Below are 17,162 nucleotides of genomic sequence, written 5' to 3' on the forward strand. Positions count from 1 at the left end.
CTACTGTGTTACTGGATGAACAAATACGTGAATCTCTTCACGCCCCGTTTCTACACGATCCAAATGAACAGGAATTGGGAAGTTTTCAAAATTATAAAGAGGTATCGCTTTCACAGCTCCGCTAGACAAGCGATTCAAACTAGCACCACCAATGGATAACTTTTCAGTAGAAAATTGTAGTGTATTACCTTCAATCTCCAAATGACCTTGTATAGTTACCTTGCCGGATAGAAATCCACCTACATCAATCTGACCACTCATAACAACACCTCGGTCAGATATATCTACTGTTTCAATGGTCAAACCTTTTGTACCTTTTTCAGATAACTGCTGTTCAATATATTGTTTCAAATCATCTTGATGTATGATTCCCTCAATATGACCTTGCCCAAAACTAGTGAAGTGCAATCGTTCCTCTAAAAACAGCTCTACTGGCTCCACTTTAATTTGTCGTAAATCAAAAGCTAGTCGTTGGACTTTCAATTTACCTAGCATAACACCATCCAAATAGCCGCGAAATGAATCAATGTCTCCTAAGGTTAACTTAATTCCTGGCGATGATTCAATACGCATAGATTGCGCTTCTGGATGTAAAGCCCCTTGCAGTCTAGATTCCACCTGACTACTTACGAAAGATGGTAATACTAAGGAAGAAAGCCCTAGGATAATACCGACTACTACTAAGATAAACACTATTGTTTTTAAAAAGAAATTTCTCACGGTCACTCCATTATATTGATAAATTCGCTTCTTTCTTCAAGAAACCTTCCATAAATTGATCTAGGTTACCATCCATAACTGCCTGTACATTACCAGTTTCCACACTGGTACGATGATCTTTTACCATATTATAAGGATGGAACACATACGAACGAATTTGACTTCCCCATTCAATAGCTTGATACGTGCCGCCTAATTGTTCTTTTAATTCAGCTTGTTTTTCTAACTCTAATTCAAATAATTTAGCTCGCAATAATTTTAAACATTGCTCTCTATTTTGAATTTGTGAGCGTTCACTTTGACACTGTACGACAATCCCTGTCGGAATATGTGTCATACGTACTGCAGAGTCTGTTTTGTTGATGTGCTGTCCACCTGCACCGCTAGCACGGTATGTATCTACCTGTACATCTTTCATATCCAAATTAATTTCAACAGTTTCATCAATTTCCGGCATCACGTCGACAGCACAGAATGATGTGTGACGACGTGCGGCAGAATCAAAAGGAGAAATACGAACTAAACGATGGACCCCTTTTTCAGATTTCATATACCCAAAAGCATTTTCCCCTTTGATGAGGAATGTGGCACTTTTAATGCCCGCTTCATCTCCTACTTGTTCATCCATAAGAGAAATACTATACCCTTGTTTTTCTGCCCACCGCAAGTACATACGAATCAACATAGAACACCAATCTTGTGCCTCCGTACCACCGGCACCAGCATGGAATGTAAGGATGGCATTGTTCTTATCGTATTCACCACTTAATAAAAGCAATACTTCACGATGTTCTACTTCATGGGTCAACTGCTCTACCATAGTAGTCAGCTCACCTTCCATAGATACATCTTCTTCATCGATGGCCATTTCTAACATGAGCTTTGCTTCTTCAATGTCTGTAACAAGTTTTTTATACCCTTCTACGGCATCTTTTAATTGCGTAGCTTCTTGGGAGATATCACGAGCCGAATCTGGATCATTCCAAAAATCAGGATCGCTCATTTTTATATCTAATGTTAATATGCGTTCTTCTTTTTGAGCGATGTTAAAGTGAATCCCTCATTCCAAAAATACGCTCCTCTAAATTGTCAATAGGACCTTTTAAGTCTTCTAACAATTTATTCACCTCTTTCTTTCATTCTATAAAACAAATGGCCGCACAGGAGATGTGTCACCTCGCTGCGTGGCCATGAAAGTCTAGTCTACGTTTTGTGGTTCCAACACGTCTTCATGGTGGGTCTTAGCATCAGCTAGATGATCAACCGGTTCTTCTTCTGCTATTGTGTCCACATTAATTTGGATACGGTATAAATACATAATTGTTTCATCCGTAATAGCTTGTTTCATATTTTCGAACATGTCATAAGCCTCAAATTTATATTCTACTAATGGATTTTTTTGTCCATAAGCGCGTAGGCCAATCCCTTCTTTTAACATATCCATAGCATCCAAATGTTCCATCCATTTGCTATCCACAACTTTTAGCATGATTGCTTTCTCAAGCTCACGCATATTTGCTTCTCCAAATAAGAATTCACGTTTTTCATATTCTTTGTGGGCAATGTCAATTAAGTGGTCCTGTAATTCTGCACGACCATACTCTTCCATTTGTTCCACTGTCAACATACCTGGTTCCAAGAAATAGATCTCTAAATGCTTTAATAAACCTTCATAGTTCCATTCTTCTGGATACAATTTTTCATCTGCATATTGATTCATAGAGTTGATAATTAAGTTATCTACCATATGTAAAATCGTTTCACGCAAGGATTGGTTATTTAAGATCAAACGACGTTGTCCGTATAATACTTCCCGTTGTTGATTCATAACATCATCATATTCCAAGATATACTTACGAATATTAAAGTTATGATTTTCTACTTTTTTCTGTGCTCGTTCGATGGATTTGGTAATCAAAGAATGCTCAATTGGCTCATCTTCTTCCATACCTAATTTATCCATCATACCAGCAATATTATCTGCGCCAAAAATACGCATTAAATCATCTTCCAAAGATAAGAAGAATTGAGAGGAACCATTGTCCCCTTGACGGCCAGAACGACCGCGCAACTGATTGTCGATACGACGACTTTCATGTCGCTCAGTGCCCAAAATATGTAAGCCACCTAGTTCAGCTACTCCTTCTCCTAAGGAAATATCTGTACCACGACCCGCCATATTGGTAGCAATTGTTACCATACCATACTGACCTGCATTAGCAACAATTTCCGCTTCTTTTTCATGATGTTTCGCATTCAATACATTATGTGGTACGCCAGCTTTCGTCAACATATCACTAAGCATTTCAGATTGCGTAATGGAAGTAGTACCCACCAAGATTGGTTGACCTGTTTTATGACGTTCCACTACATCACGAACTACAGCACGATATTTAGCCTCTTTTGTTTTAAAGATTAAATCAGGCATATCAATACGCGCCAACACTTTATTCGGCGGAATTTCGTAAACTTCCAAACCGTAAATGTTATTAAATTCTTGTTCTTCTGTTTTCGCTGTACCAGTCATACCAGACAATTTTTCATACATACGGAAATAGTTCTGGAAAGTAATAGAGGCTAATGTTTGACTTTCACGTTCTACACGTAAGCCTTCTTTTGCCTCAATGGCTTGGTGTAAGCCATCGGAATAGCGACGACCGAACATCAAACGACCAGTAAATTCATCAACAATAACAACCTCGCCATCTTTCACGACATAATCTTTATCTCGCTCCATCATAGCATAGGCACGAAGAGAAGCACTTAACAAATGATTCAATTCTAAGTTAGAGGAATCATATAAGTTTTCGATGTGTAACATTTTTTCAACTTTTGCAATCCCTTCATCTGTAGGGGCAATCGTTTTTGTTTTTCATCAATAGTGTAATCTTCATCTTTCACCAAGTGTGGCACTATTTTCGCTAATTCATAATAGCGTTCTGTAGAGCGTTCCCCTGGACCAGAAATAATGAGTGGCGTACGAGCTTCATCAATTAAGATAGAGTCCACTTCATCGACAATAGCATAGTTCAATGGGCGTTGTACCATTTGATCTGCATGGATAACCATGTTGTCACGTAAATAGTCAAAACCAAACTCATTGTTTGTACCATACGTGATATCTGCTCCATAGGATTGTTTCCGTTGATCGTAATCTAAACCAGCTACGATTAAGCCAGTAGATAAACCTAGGAAATTATATAAACGTCCCATCCACTCACTGTCACGCTTAGCCAAATAATCATTAACGGTTACTACGTGAACACCTTTACCAGATAGAGCGTTTAAATATACTGGTAAGGTAGCTACCAAAGTTTTACCTTCACCTGTACGCATTTCTGCAATATTACCACGATGTAATACAATACCACCAATCATTTGCACATCGAAGTGACGCATGCCCAATACACGTTTAGATGCTTCACGAACTACAGCAAATGCTTCTGGCAAAATATCATCTAATGTTTCACCTTTAGCCAACCTTTCTTTGAATTCTTCTGTTTTAGCTCGCAAAGAAGTATCGCTTAAGGATAACAAAGACGGTTCCAGTCCATTAATTTCTTCAACAATGGACCGAATCCGTTTAATTTCTTTTGCATTTTTATTGCCCAATAGCTTTTGTATAAAACCTAACAAATATCTCAACTCCTTAAATATGGAAAGTATTTCAATTAAATACTATGTATCTAGATTATTATAGCCTACTAGCACTTAATAGTCAAAAAGAACTGCGCTTTTTAAAACATCTTCATGGAATACTCACAAAACAAATACTAGGAAGTCTCCCGCAACGAAGACTTCCTAGCATTCTATACTTATTATGACTAATGCAGCAAAGTTTTATACGTACTTTGCATCCTTTGTTTCATATTCCAATACCGATAGGATCGTTGTAGCTCCCGTAGTTGTTCTGTCAAGGCTACTCCTTCTAATAAAGAACGAACTAAATCAGCAGACTTCATATATAACTCGTCGATCTTTACAGCCTGCACATAATTAATACTTCCTTCATTGCGAATAATTACATCCACCAAACTGACATACTCTTCTACAATTCCATCATTAAACTTAGCACTCTCCAATTGATTTTGATTGATGGCCATATTCATACAGGTACAAAGCATGCACATATACTCCACCGCACCTGCTAACTTTTTCGGTGTTAAAGCCGTTTGCAGTTGTTCTTTGGCTACTGTCAACGACGTACTAAAAAGGATCTTATAAAAACCTGTTTTGTCTAATGTATAATCGTATTCATTCATAGGTATCCCCCTTACTGGTGTTTCTATTAATTCTATACGTTCTTATAGACCATCTTTCATATTCGCCCGGCCTAGGGCTCCTCCTTTCTCTTACTATTTCATTTCGCAAAAATATGGGCGTTCTTTACAAAGTATAACAAAAGTTGATATTTTGCTATTGATTATCATCCTGATTTGTATTTATAATATATATTTTTTCACTATTCGTCAATTATTTCCCACTATAAAAGTCATATAAAATACTCATAATGCTTTATATATCAGCACTTTTAATCATATATAGTAACATTATGTACTGACGCTATATATTTACATTAAAAACTACTGTCCAATATACAGCTAGAAATATCTCCAACTTTCTAGTAATATATATCAAAAATAAAAAAGCAGATACTGTTTACACAGTATCTGCTAATCCTTGGTGCCGGAGGTGGGACTTGAACCCACACGGTGTTACCCGCTTGATTTTGAGTCAAGTGCGTCTGCCATTCCGCCACTCCGGCTCGTCAATGATATTAGTATACACAGGAGCAGAAAAATTGTCAATCTTTTTCTACCCCTCTATTATACTTAAAACGCAAATTATTCTTGCATTTATATTTCTTATAGTATCCCTCAAGATTTACCTTGTCCATAAGTCTCACAAGAATCTACAAAAGCTCTAGCCGCTGCCTCACTACCTGAAAAATTTATATGCAAATAAGAGGCTAAAATATTTTTATAGGAGTATCCCCCTTGATAGGCCTTAGGCTTACGCCCTCCTACTAACTCAAAGGCCCAAGGAAATGGACTTTGTGTAGGTGTCATAGTAGAAAAATGAAACTCATGTCCCTGTAAAGTATCTTTCACAGACCCTAAAATACTTGGCTCCAACATAGTAGCACTTACATAACCTACACGTTGTAAGCTTTGCTGCATTTCACAGGTAGCTGGTACAATCCCCACCATAGGATACGTATTTCCTTCGAAATCAGTCACTGCTTCTGTCATATACATGAGACCGCCGCATTCCGCATAGATTGGCATACCTTTTTCACTGGCCTTACGTATACTATCTTTCATAGATTCATTATTCCCTAATTGAGATAAAAACATCTCTGGAAAACCACCACCAAAAAAGATCCCATCTACATCTGGCAAGGATTCATCTTGTAAAGGACTAAAATAATGCAACTCCGCCCCTTCTGCTTCTAACGCTGCTAGGCTAGCTGGATAGTAGAAGGAGAATGCTTCATCCAAGGCGATGCCAATGCGCGCGCGTTTTTCTATAGCCTCTACTACCTCCTCAGTTTCCACAGACAAGTCCGCCGCACTTTGAGCTAACTCTACTAAGGCTTCTAAATTCACCATGACTTTCACAGCTTCACGAATGGTAGCAATAGCCTCTGTAGGATCAACTTCTGTCACTGGTGTCAATCCTAAATGACGTTCTGGTGATTGCATGCGCTCATCACGACGAATGGCACCTAGTACAGGAACCCCTAATTTCTTCATCGCCGTCCGTATCATATGTTCATGATTATCCGATCCTAATCGGTTTAAGATAACCCCACCAAATTGTACCTCTGGGTCATAATCACGAAAGCCTTTAGCAATGGCTGCCGCACTTTCTCCCATAGCCTTACAATCGATAACTAACACCACCGGAGCTTTTAAATCCTTGGCAACTTGCGCAGTGGAACTAACGCCTTCACGTCCCCCATCATAAAGACCCATCACACCTTCTATAATAGAAATATCAGCAGTCTCCGCTTGCCCCACAAAAAAGGGAATCAACTTATGTGGTGGCACAAGCCAAGTATCTAAATTATAGCATTCTCGTTGACTAGCAATTTTATGAAAACCCGGATCAATATAATCTGGGCCTACTTTAAATGCCTGTACCGCTTTGCCCTGTTCTGTCAAAGCCGCCAATAGCCCTGCTACAATGGTTGTTTTTCCAACACCAGAGTTGGTGCCTGCTATAACAATTCTTGGTCGTTGTACAGTGTTCATAAAATACCTCTTAGCGATCTTTACGTTTCGCCAAAATTGTAGATAAATAGTTTAATTTTGTATCAGATGGCAAAGCATCTACATTACGATACACTTCTTCCTCTGGTAGTCCCACGCGAGAAATCATCACAGCCTCTTCTGCCATATCATGTTTGCGAAGTGTTTCTTGCACTTCAGAGAAATTTCGATACACTTTCATAATGACTGCATCATCAGCTACGGCAAGTACAGCATCAATTTTTTCTTTTGGTGCTGTAGCTGGAATAATCGCTAATACTTCTTCTTTTTCTACAATTGGGTACCCCAAGTGGGATCCGATTGCACAAAATGCAGTAACACCTGGAATAGTTTCAATATCAAAACCAGCAGATTCTACTAAACGATATACATACATATATGTACTGTAGAACATTGGATCTCCCAATGTTAAGAATACAACTTTTTTACCTTCTTCTAGTAATCCAGTAATGATTCTACGTGCTTCTTCCCAACCTTTAGATTGTTCATTATCATCCAATACCATTGGGAATACAACAGGTACGATTTCTGTATGTTCTTGAATATATGGTTCTGCAATATGTAAGGCTACAGAGCCATCTTTTTTTCTGTTTTCGGTGTAATAATGACATCTGCTTCTCCAACAATGCGAGCAGCTTTTACAGTCATCAACTCAGAGTCCCCAGGACCTACACCAATACCATATAATTTACCTTTCATCAGGACACCTCTTTTATATATCAACATTGAACTAGTAAGAATCACTAACTCCAAACTACTATAATTAATTAGTATATCATGACTTGCTATGAATGTACACGACACCACCAAGTATTTCTCTTATTAAGTCGCACAACCACCGACATGCATGATTTATAATTTTATAATCGTCTTTGGTATAAACCTCGCATAGCATCTGCTAAGTGTTCTACATAGATGTCTTGAATTTCCGCATATTCACCAAGACCTTTTTCGTATTGTACCACTTCATAGCCTGCTTTTGTTAATTCAGAAAGTAAACTATCTTCTTCCTCTCCGAATAAATCATTCAATGCATGGTCACCACAGACTAATAATAAGGGATGTAAATGTACTTTCTTGGGTTCGTGACCTTCACGTTCCCATCGTTCTAAAATATCTTCAGGTGTTGGGAAATTTTCCAATGTAGCAATGGATGTATTACGTAAACCTTCATATTGTAATTTCAATTGTAGCGCTGCGTATGATGCATTCCCTACATTAAATCCACCATGACCTACTAAGAGTAAATCTTCTGTTACAGGAACCTGTAAGGCCTTAATAAAGCGATCAATCAAGATTTGGTAATCGTCTGGTACTTCCTCCTCTTGTCCCATGAAATACAAAAGAGGTCTGCCAAATACGATTTCTTGTACAGAGCCTTGTCCTTTGAAAGCCATAATATTTTTACGAAGCTTATCGAACTCTGCACCACCTACTAAATGTGTAGGCTGCACAATAATGCGCTCATAGCCTTCTTCTACAATCGCTTCCATAGCCTCAATTTCATTTTGGAATATAATATTTCTATCTTTCAAACGCTTAATAACAATACGTGATGTAAAGGCTAACCGTACTTCATGACTCGGATTTGCTTTACGAATGGCATCTACGACTGGGAAAATTTGATTTTCTCTTGCGCTGTCTACAGTAGAGCCAAAAGATGTAACTAATATAATCTCTTTCATATCTATACCTCATACTTAAATTAAGAACATACCTATCCTATAGTGTATAAGAAAAACAGAGTTCTGTAAAATAAATATAAGTCATTATAAAAGAGCTATACCCAGTTGCCTTCATAACAACTAAGTATAGCTCGTTTCTTATTTTACTTTACAGTAATCGCAATATCATCATTTTCTACTACTACATGAATTGTTTTACCTTCTCCTGCTTTACCTTCTAAGATAGCATCAGAAATTGGATCTTCTACTAACCGTTGGATAGCTCGTTTCAAAGGTCTTGCCCCCATAGCAAAGTCAGTTCCTTCTGCTACGATTTTATTCATAGCTTCATCAGATACTTCTAGTTCCATACCTTGTTCATGTAATCGTGTTGTCACAGATTGCAATAAAATACGTACAATACTTTGCAATTGTTCTGTTTCTAGAGCATGGAAGACAATCATTTCATCAATACGATTTAAAAACTCTGGACGGAAATGAGATTTCACAGCTTGGAGCACATCTTTTTTCATGGACGCTTTATCTTTTCCACTTTCTTCTTCTCCCTTAGCTGCTAAGAATCCCATAGCTGCCGTATCTTCTTTAAGATACTTCGCTCCTAAGTTACTTGTCATAATAATCACTGTATTTCTGAAATCGACTGTACGACCTTGATTATCTGTCAAACGTCCATCATCCAAGACTTGTAATAAGATATTAAAGAAGTCTGGATGCGCTTTTTCCACTTCATCAAAGAGAACCACACTATATGGGCGACGACGAACAGCCTCAGTTAATTGACCTCCTTCATCATATCCTACATAGCCTGGAGGCGCTCCCACTAAACGGCTCACCGCATGTTTTTCCATATACTCCGACATGTCGATACGAATCATAGCATTTTCATCGCCAAATAAATTGGATGCTAAGGATCTAGCTAATTCTGTTTTACCAACCCCAGTAGGACCTAAGAATAGGAAAGAACCAATTGGACGTTTTGGATCTTTTAATCCCGCTCTAGCACGGCGGACAGCTTTTGATACAGCTACTACAGCTTCATCTTGACCGATGACACGTTGATGCAATTCTTCTTCCAAGCGCAATAAGCGTTCCGATTCTTCTTCTGCCACTCGTGATACAGGGATACCACTCCATTCAGAAACAACAGCGGCTATTTCAGACTCTGTCACTACTAGCTTGGATTCGCTGTCTTTTTTGCTATCTTCTTGTTTTGATGCAATGTCAGATTCTAATTCTTTTTCTTTATCACGAAGTGTAGCTGCTCGTTCAAAGTCTTGGGCTGTCACAGCTGCCTCTTTTTCTTTTTGTACTTGCACTAACTCATCTTCTAATGCTTTCACATCTGGAGTTGCCGTAAACACAGCCATACGCACTTTCGATGCCGCTTCATCCATAACATCGATTGCTTTATCTGGCAAGAATCGATCTGCAATATAACGACTTGATAAATGTACAGCTGCTGCCAAGGCTTCATCTGTAATTTGTACCTTATGGAATGCTTCGTAGCGATCACGTAAGCCCTTCAAAATAGATAACGCATCTTCTTCACTTGGTTCCCCCACTTGTACTGGTTGGAAACGACGTTCTAAAGCAGCATCTTTTTCAATATGCTTTTTATATTCGTCTAATGTAGTAGCTCCAATCACTTGGAAATTACCACGTGCTAAGGCTGGCTTCAAGATATTCGCTGCATCCATAGCTCCTTCTGTAGCACCTGCTCCAATCAAAGTGTGAATTTCATCAATAAATACAATCATGTCATCATGATCCTGCACTTCATCCATCACTTTTTTCAAACGTTCTTCAAATTCTCCGCGATATTTAGCTCCTGCTAACATGGAACTCAAGCTCACAGAAATAATGCGCTTATCTCGTAATACATCCGGCACATCACCACTGACAATGCGTTGTGCTAACCCCTCTGCAATGGCTGTTTTACCTACCCCAGGTTCTCCGATAAGAACTGGATTATTTTTCGTGCGGCGGCTTAAAATCTGAATCACCCGTTGAATTTCTGTATCACGACCAATGACAGGATCAATTTTACCTTGTTTTGCACTTTCATTAAGATCTATAGCATAGTCAGAAATTTCACCTAAATCACTAGCTGTACCTTGTGTTGGATTAGAACTTGGTTCTTCTCCCCCTACAATAGCATTTACTTTTTCTACTACATCTTCTGGACGAATTCCTTTTGCTGCCAATAATTGCATGGCTACCCCACTACCATCGTACAATAGACCTAATAAAATGTGCTCTGTACCGATGTAGTTATGTCCACGACCATTGGCGGCTTGTTGCGCTAAATCCAATACATGTTTCGTACGCGGTGTCATTTGTAATTGACCTCCACTATGCGTACCTTTACCAACTGCACGAATCACTTCTTGTTCCAATGCCTTTCCTTCTACTCCTAAGGCTAGCAACGCACGTGCAGACACTGATTTTTCTTCTTCCACAAGGCCTAACAACAAATGCTCTGTTCCTACATAATTATGTTTATATTCAACTGCTTTTTCTTGGGCAATTGCTAACGCACGTTTTGCCCCTTCTGTATATCTTTCTATCATTTTCTTCCTCCTTTTGAACCTCGTAATAAGGTATCTTGTATTACTTGTGCCCTTTGACTATCACGCTCCTGCGAGCCCATCGACTCTTTCCCCACTAATTTGGCCAGGAAATTTGGTCTTGTAATGACTAGCATTTCATGAAAGTTCATGGTCACATCTATTAATTTCATATCTATACCTAACTGCACATCACTCAATAAGGCCAAGGCTTCTTCTCCTGAAATACGGCGTGCATGGGTCAAAATTCCATAGGACCTCCACACCTTATCTTCTATGCCTTCTTTATCTGTAGTCCATAATTCAGACCGTGCTTTTTCTTCCTCTTTTACAACACCTTGTACAATCTGTGAAAGTTGGTCAATCGTTGCCTGTTCACTGATTCCCATCGTTTGCTGATTAGAGATTTGATATACATGGCCTAATCCCTCAGATCCTTCACCATAGAGACCTCGTACAGAATAGCCCATGCGGATAATACTACGAATAATACGCTGTAATTTGCCCGTCATTGATAACGCTGGAACATGAACCATCACAGATGCTCTCATCCCCGTTCCTACATTGGTAGGACAGGCAGTTAAGTATCCAAAGTCTTTTGAAAACGCATAATCGTATTTACTTTCTATCGCATCATCAATAGCTACCGCTCGTTCATAGGCTTTTTCTAATTGTAATCCTAATTCCATGGACTGAATCCGCAAATGATCTTCTTCATTCACCATAATGGCAATACGAGAATCTTCAGAAATGATGACACTTCGTTCTTGACTCTGGGTCGCCAAATTAGGAGAAATTAAGTGCTTTTCTACTAGCACATCTCGTTCCATAGGGCTTAATGATGCCAAGTTAATTTTTGAAAAGCTTTTACCATAGGATGTTTGTAAAGGGGCAACCATAGACCGCATATACCCATCAACCTTAGTTAAATCATTGAGATCTCCCCGATTTGTAAAGGATACTCCTTTAAAGTTTCTTGCTAGTCGAATGCGACTAGATAAAACAATGCGATGATCTAAGCCGGTTTCTTTCATCCAAGGCGACAACGCCTCATCTAAAATAGTGTGTAACATAGACCCTCCTTAATTTGATTCTTTAGACTGTTCTAACGACTTAATTTCATCACGAATTTGTGCAGCTCTTTCAAATTGCTCTTCCTTTACCGCCTGAATTAGCTCATTTCGTAATTGCTTAATAGTTTGCTCTACTTTCAAATCTGCCGCTCCTCGTTGAGGAATGCGACCTTCATAAGAAATAGATCCTTGAATACGCTTAATTAAGGGAACTAAGTGTGCTCGAAACGCTTCGTAGCATCTATCACAACCTAATCGACCTTGATGATTAAACGCCGATATAGTCATGCCACATTGTGGGCAAGTAATCTGTTTGCTATTCCCCAATGCACTTTGAGGATACATAACATTGGCAAAAAATTGATTATTAAAAAAGCTATCATCAAACATAGAGGAAAACATGGTTCCACCTCCCTGCTCTTTTTGATTCGCACATTGTTGGCAATAATGATGCTCCTCTTTTGCTCCATTCACAATAGATGTCATATGAATGTTTGCATTTTCTTTACCACAAGAATCACATTTCATAGTCTACACCTCCTCATTTATGATGTTCATAATGGCTTGATAAAAACGCTCCGCTGCTTCTTTTCTACGTTCCACTGGTACATCTTGTAAAATTCTAACAAATGCTTCATGCAACATCGCTGCTTCACGTTTTGTAATACGCGCTTCTTTCATATGTTGAAATAATACTTGGTCAATGTGACCAATTGTAATTGCAGGTTCATCTTCATTACGTTGTGGAGATTGTTCTAAAGGAATCAAGACTTGTTTTCTCACTGGTTCCATAACTCTAGTAATTGTGATAGATCCACCTAGTCCACGTCTAGACTGAACAAGGAACCCTCGATCATTGAAAAACGTGTACTCAACACATAACTAATTTGTGATGGTGCACAATCCAAAGCCTCCGCTAGTTCGTTTCTCCTAAGCGTAATACCTTCCTGCTCCTCTAACAATTTCGTCAATATAAATTGTTCAATTTTATCTGCTAAAATACTCATAGTATATCCTCATTTCTTTAATTCATGATGTACCATCATCACAACTAGACTTTTTAAAAAATTAAGTTCCTTCTTATGATGAATGAGACAACCACTTTTTTTGACTTTTTGTTCTTTTCTATGGTTAAAGTATATCTGACTTTTTGACCTTTGTCAAATGCTTTTTTGACTTTTTGACTTTTTTGTTTAAAAAAATTGTAGGACCCTATTCATATACGAATAACGCCCCACATCGATGGCACAATAAAAATAAGTAGCCCCTCTATTAGAAAGGCTACCTATTGTATATTCTAGCAAACAACATCACTCTTACAAATATCATTATTTTGTTTAGTTATATGTGTTATATGTGTTGTGTGTTAGGTTTTGTATTATGTGTGTTTGTTATGTTTGTGTGTGTTTTATGTGTAATAGGTTTGATATGAAGTTCTCACTTCACTGTAAGAGCGAGTGTAGCAATTATTGACGGCTACCTAATTTGGAGTCCAAGAATAATTGTGCAGAACGGCTATCTTGTGCAAATGTGAATTGATCTACTAGGTCAGTTGCATTCGCTTCTTCTTCTACTTGTTCTTCTACGAACCAGTTCAAGAAAGATACTGTAGCATAATCTTTTTCTTCTAATGCTAATGCATACAAATTGTGGATTTTGCCAGTAATCATTTGTTCATGAGCTAATACAGCTTTTGCTACTTCTAAAGGATTAGTCAATGTAGATGCTGTGTTTTTTACATCACCTAGTGTTACTTTTTCGTTGTTGCTTTGTAAGTAATCAATGAATTTGAAAGCGTGAGTTACTTCTTCTTGGTATTGTGCACGTAACCATGCGGAGAAACCTTTGAAGTTAGCATCAGCCATAGCTAAGGAAAGAGCTAAATATGTGGATGCTGCATTAAATTCGAAAATTACTTGTTCGTTAAGAGCTTGTGCTACTTTTTGATTCATATTTTTATACCTCATATACTATTTATAAATTGACAATACACTGATGTGTTCCCACATCGTGCTTTCATTATAACAGATAAATCGAAATAAATCAATCTTCTTTTTCTATTTTTTCGATTTTTATCATTTATCATGTATTTTGATAATAGTTGTGAGTTACAAAGACTGAAATGCTCAATCATTCATGCATAGCTGACTAAAAGAGAGTATACTATTCATGCAAGAACTTTCATTTTATTATATATAGCATTATACACATTGGAGGTGAAATGTATGATTAAGCTAATCAGTCGTGCTTTTACTAGAGCTAAACAAAACTTAAGCTCTCATAAAGTAAAAGTCTATATCGTCTCTGGTTTTTTAGGTGCTGGGAAAACAACCTTTATTCAGCAACTCATACAAGAATTACCAGATCCAACAAGAGTTTTAATCTTAGAAAACGATTTTGGTCAAGTCAATTTAGATGGAGCTATCCTCCGGGAAAAAGGCTATACTGTTCGCGAGCTCACATCTGGATGCATTTGTTGTAGCTTAGCCGGCGATTTTCGTAGAGCTTTAGTAGATATTTTAGACACCCAAGATGTGGATTATATTATTATTGAACCATCAGGAGTCAGTCAACTATCAGATATTCTAGCTATTTGCAAAGATTCATCTATTGCAAAACGCATTGAGCTCACCGGTTGTGTGTCCATTGTGGATGCTATGCGGGCGCCTATGTATTATAAAAACTTTGGTGTCTTCTTTAAAGATCAAATTGCTTATTCTAGCCAAGTATTTATTAGCCACCAAGAAGATGAATATTTGCTACAAAACACCTTAGAAATTATTCGTCTCTTAAACCCAGCAGCTCCTATATATATATTGCCTTGGAATGAGATTGCCCTTTCAAAATATATTTCAATGTATCCACGAGAACAAGCCGTGTCGGCCTTATCTCCTAACAAGAACATTGAAAACCATAAAGGTCATCATACAGCCCGGAATCATCCTGAAATTCCCCATCATGATCACATCGCTCATCATGCACAAGCCAAAGATGCTTTCTTGACATGTACCGTGGAGTGTACCTTACCCCGCACCATCGATGAGTGGCAACATCATTTGAAAGCTCTCATTGAAACGAATACAACCGGCCATATATTACGCTTAAAAGGTTGCATCCCTCTTTCTACAGGTGGACAAGCTTTGGTACAATACAATGGAACTGGTTTAGAGATTACTCCTACCACGTTACATGATTCATATTTAACCATCATTGGTCCATCTTTGAACAATGATGCGTTACAGTCTTTTATTAACGGAACAATATAGAACTTATGCAAACTATTCCCACCTATGTAGTGATGGGCTTTCTCGGTTCAGGAAAGACAAGTGCCATCACAGCTGGTATCGAAAGTCATAAAATTTCAAATGTTCTTCTCTTTCAATTTGAGCAGGGCTTACAAAGTCCTGCTCTTTCCAACGAAAGAGTACATACTTTCTCCATCGACGATGATCCCAAGAACACTATCTCCACTTGTCAACAAATATTACAAGACCATCAGTATCGTGAACTTTGGATCGAATGGAATGGAATGGGGTCCCTAGAACAGTTTGAAACACTTTTTCTCCGCTCTCCCTTAGGAGATATGCTAACTATTAAACATGTCTATTATGTAACCCATCCAGAATGGGTGGAGTCACAATTACCGTATTTAGGGGAAATTCCTCTTTCACAAATTCGCTATAGCGATACGGTCATACTGGGCAATACTACGCAAGAAAAGGCTAAAGAGTATACTGAATTAGCTCCTAATAGCACTTGGATTGCCTGCCAAGATGTGAAGCAATGGCCTATTACAAAACCAATACAAACGTCTAAACCTCAATGGAAACAATATGCGATCATCCCTATCCTATTGGCCTTGGGATATATGTTTTATGCACAGCCTAATTGGGTAACTATGACCACGGCCATCTTATTACAGATGATACCATTCTTGCTCTTAGGGACTGGTATTTCCGTCATCGTAGAACAATATGCCTCTCCCTATCGTATCGAAAAATATTTACATCGGTCTCCTATATTTGCCTATATACTAGCTATTATCATGGCTTGTACTATGCCACTCTGTGATTGCGCGGTAATCCCTATCTTACGCAGCCTAACACGGCAAGGTATGGAACCGAAAGTTAGTCTATTCTTTACGATGATTAGTCCTTTGCTAAATCCCATTGTACTACTCTCCACGTATTATGCGTTCCCAAAAGAACCTACGATACTCTGGGGACGACCTTTACTAGGAATTTTGCTAGCTTTTATTGTAAGCCAATATTGTGGCTCTCGTATCTACGGTCGTACTGATGCATTCCCTCCATGGAAACAATTAACTCTAGTAAAATCACTGTCAAAAGACATAGGATTTTTCGGAAGATTACAAGAAGAAACCTTACGCCTATTGCCCTTTATCATAATTGGGTCTATACTAAGTAGTGGGTTACAATTATTTTTACCTAAACAATGGTTGCAAGATATATCCTTATCTGGCTCCATTTTAGTCATCTTCGGCATGATGGCACTCGCCTTTTGCGTATCCATCTGCTCTACTGCAGATGCCATTATCGCCCGGTCCTTTATGAACGTTATTCCTTTACCAGGAATCTTGGCATTCTTACTGTTTGGACCTCTATTAGACATTAAAAACTACGTCTTATTACGAAATCTGTTCCCTAATTCCTTTGTGAAAGTATATAGTATTTCCATTATTCTGGGAACAACGATTATATGTATACTATTTTCGATCATAGGAGGTTATGCACTATGAAATACATTCCTACAATTAACATCCACGCAGCGGTAGAAATCGTAGCCTCTGCTAGCTGCAGCCTGTCCTTGTTATATTTATTA

14 protein-coding genes, 1 tRNA gene and 2 pseudogenes are annotated in these 17,162 nt (G+C 38.3%); 2 read left to right on the forward strand and 15 right to left on the reverse strand.

Annotation, left to right across the window (positions count from 1 at the left end; translation table 11 throughout):
- The 15 genes and pseudogenes from HMPREF9200_RS06875 to HMPREF9200_RS06935 form a co-directional block, all read right to left on the reverse strand.
- A complete protein-coding gene (locus HMPREF9200_RS06875) occupies positions 1 to 720 on the reverse strand; it encodes a DUF2993 domain-containing protein (protein WP_009372211.1) in 720 nt (239 codons plus the stop codon).
- A 10-nt stretch (positions 721 to 730) separates the two neighbouring features.
- A protein-coding gene (gene prfB, locus HMPREF9200_RS06880; protein ID WP_240629050.1) for a peptide chain release factor 2 occupies positions 731 to 1,838 on the reverse strand; the annotation gives its coding sequence in 2 pieces (ribosomal slippage) (positions 731 to 1,780 and positions 1,782 to 1,838; 1,107 coding nt in all).
- An 80-nt stretch (positions 1,839 to 1,918) separates the two neighbouring features.
- A complete protein-coding gene (locus tag HMPREF9200_RS09245) occupies positions 1,919 to 3,148 on the reverse strand; it encodes a Preprotein translocase subunit SecA (protein WP_369688084.1) in 1,230 nt (409 codons plus the stop codon).
- A gap of 98 nt (positions 3,149 to 3,246) precedes the next feature.
- A pseudogene (locus HMPREF9200_RS09250) lies at positions 3,247 to 4,365 on the reverse strand (hypothetical protein); the annotation flags it as partial.
- Positions 4,366 to 4,544: 179 nt separating this feature from the next.
- Positions 4,545 to 4,982: a hypothetical protein gene (locus tag HMPREF9200_RS06890; RefSeq protein WP_009372147.1), complete on the reverse strand. Its 438-nt coding sequence runs from the start codon at positions 4,980 to 4,982 to the stop codon at positions 4,545 to 4,547.
- A 419-nt stretch (positions 4,983 to 5,401) separates the two neighbouring features.
- Positions 5,402 to 5,485 (reverse strand) — tRNA-Leu (locus HMPREF9200_RS06895).
- A 112-nt stretch (positions 5,486 to 5,597) separates the two neighbouring features.
- On the reverse strand, positions 5,598 to 6,977 hold the full coding sequence (locus tag HMPREF9200_RS06900; RefSeq protein ID WP_009372152.1) for a cobyrinate a,c-diamide synthase: 1,380 nt from the start codon (positions 6,975 to 6,977) through the stop codon (positions 5,598 to 5,600).
- A gap of 10 nt (positions 6,978 to 6,987) precedes the next feature.
- Positions 6,988 to 7,694 (reverse strand): annotated as a pseudogene (cobI, locus tag HMPREF9200_RS06905) (precorrin-2 C(20)-methyltransferase).
- A 161-nt stretch (positions 7,695 to 7,855) separates the two neighbouring features.
- Positions 7,856 to 8,680: a sirohydrochlorin cobaltochelatase gene (locus tag HMPREF9200_RS06910; RefSeq protein WP_009372214.1), complete on the reverse strand. Its 825-nt coding sequence runs from the start codon at positions 8,678 to 8,680 to the stop codon at positions 7,856 to 7,858.
- Between the two features lie 143 nt (positions 8,681 to 8,823).
- On the reverse strand, positions 8,824 to 11,250 hold the full coding sequence (locus HMPREF9200_RS06915; protein ID WP_009372252.1) for an ATP-dependent Clp protease ATP-binding subunit: 2,427 nt from the start codon (positions 11,248 to 11,250) through the stop codon (positions 8,824 to 8,826).
- A complete protein-coding gene (locus HMPREF9200_RS06920) occupies positions 11,247 to 12,320 on the reverse strand; it encodes a protein arginine kinase (RefSeq protein ID WP_009372167.1) in 1,074 nt (357 codons plus the stop codon). The genes HMPREF9200_RS06915 and HMPREF9200_RS06920 overlap by 4 nt, the downstream gene beginning before the upstream one ends.
- A 9-nt stretch (positions 12,321 to 12,329) precedes the next feature.
- On the reverse strand, positions 12,330 to 12,848 hold the full coding sequence (locus HMPREF9200_RS06925) for a UvrB/UvrC motif-containing protein (protein ID WP_009372205.1): 519 nt from the start codon (positions 12,846 to 12,848) through the stop codon (positions 12,330 to 12,332).
- A gap of 3 nt (positions 12,849 to 12,851) precedes the next feature.
- Complete coding sequence (locus tag HMPREF9200_RS09075) at positions 12,852 to 13,112, reverse strand: hypothetical protein (protein WP_009372150.1); 261 nt, start codon at positions 13,110 to 13,112, stop codon at positions 12,852 to 12,854.
- 26 nt (positions 13,113 to 13,138) lie between these two features.
- Complete coding sequence (locus HMPREF9200_RS09080) at positions 13,139 to 13,327, reverse strand: CtsR family transcriptional regulator (protein ID WP_009372163.1); 189 nt, start codon at positions 13,325 to 13,327, stop codon at positions 13,139 to 13,141.
- 459 nt (positions 13,328 to 13,786) lie between these two features.
- On the reverse strand, positions 13,787 to 14,272 hold the full coding sequence (locus HMPREF9200_RS06935; RefSeq protein ID WP_009372173.1) for a ferritin: 486 nt from the start codon (positions 14,270 to 14,272) through the stop codon (positions 13,787 to 13,789).
- A 273-nt stretch (positions 14,273 to 14,545) separates the two neighbouring features.
- Between HMPREF9200_RS06935 and HMPREF9200_RS06940 the strand changes: the two genes are divergently transcribed.
- Together HMPREF9200_RS06940 and HMPREF9200_RS06945 are read left to right on the forward strand one after the other, a co-directional pair.
- On the forward strand, positions 14,546 to 15,586 hold the full coding sequence (locus HMPREF9200_RS06940) for a GTP-binding protein (RefSeq protein ID WP_009354005.1): 1,041 nt from the start codon (positions 14,546 to 14,548) through the stop codon (positions 15,584 to 15,586).
- Between the two features lie 5 nt (positions 15,587 to 15,591).
- Positions 15,592 to 17,079, forward strand: coding sequence for a permease (locus HMPREF9200_RS06945; protein ID WP_009354002.1), 1,488 nt, complete (start codon positions 15,592 to 15,594; stop codon positions 17,077 to 17,079).
- Positions 17,080 to 17,162 lie beyond the last annotated feature (83 nt).

Source organism: Veillonella sp. oral taxon 780 str. F0422 (assembly GCF_000221605.1).
Classification (GTDB): domain Bacteria; phylum Bacillota; class Negativicutes; order Veillonellales; family Veillonellaceae; genus F0422.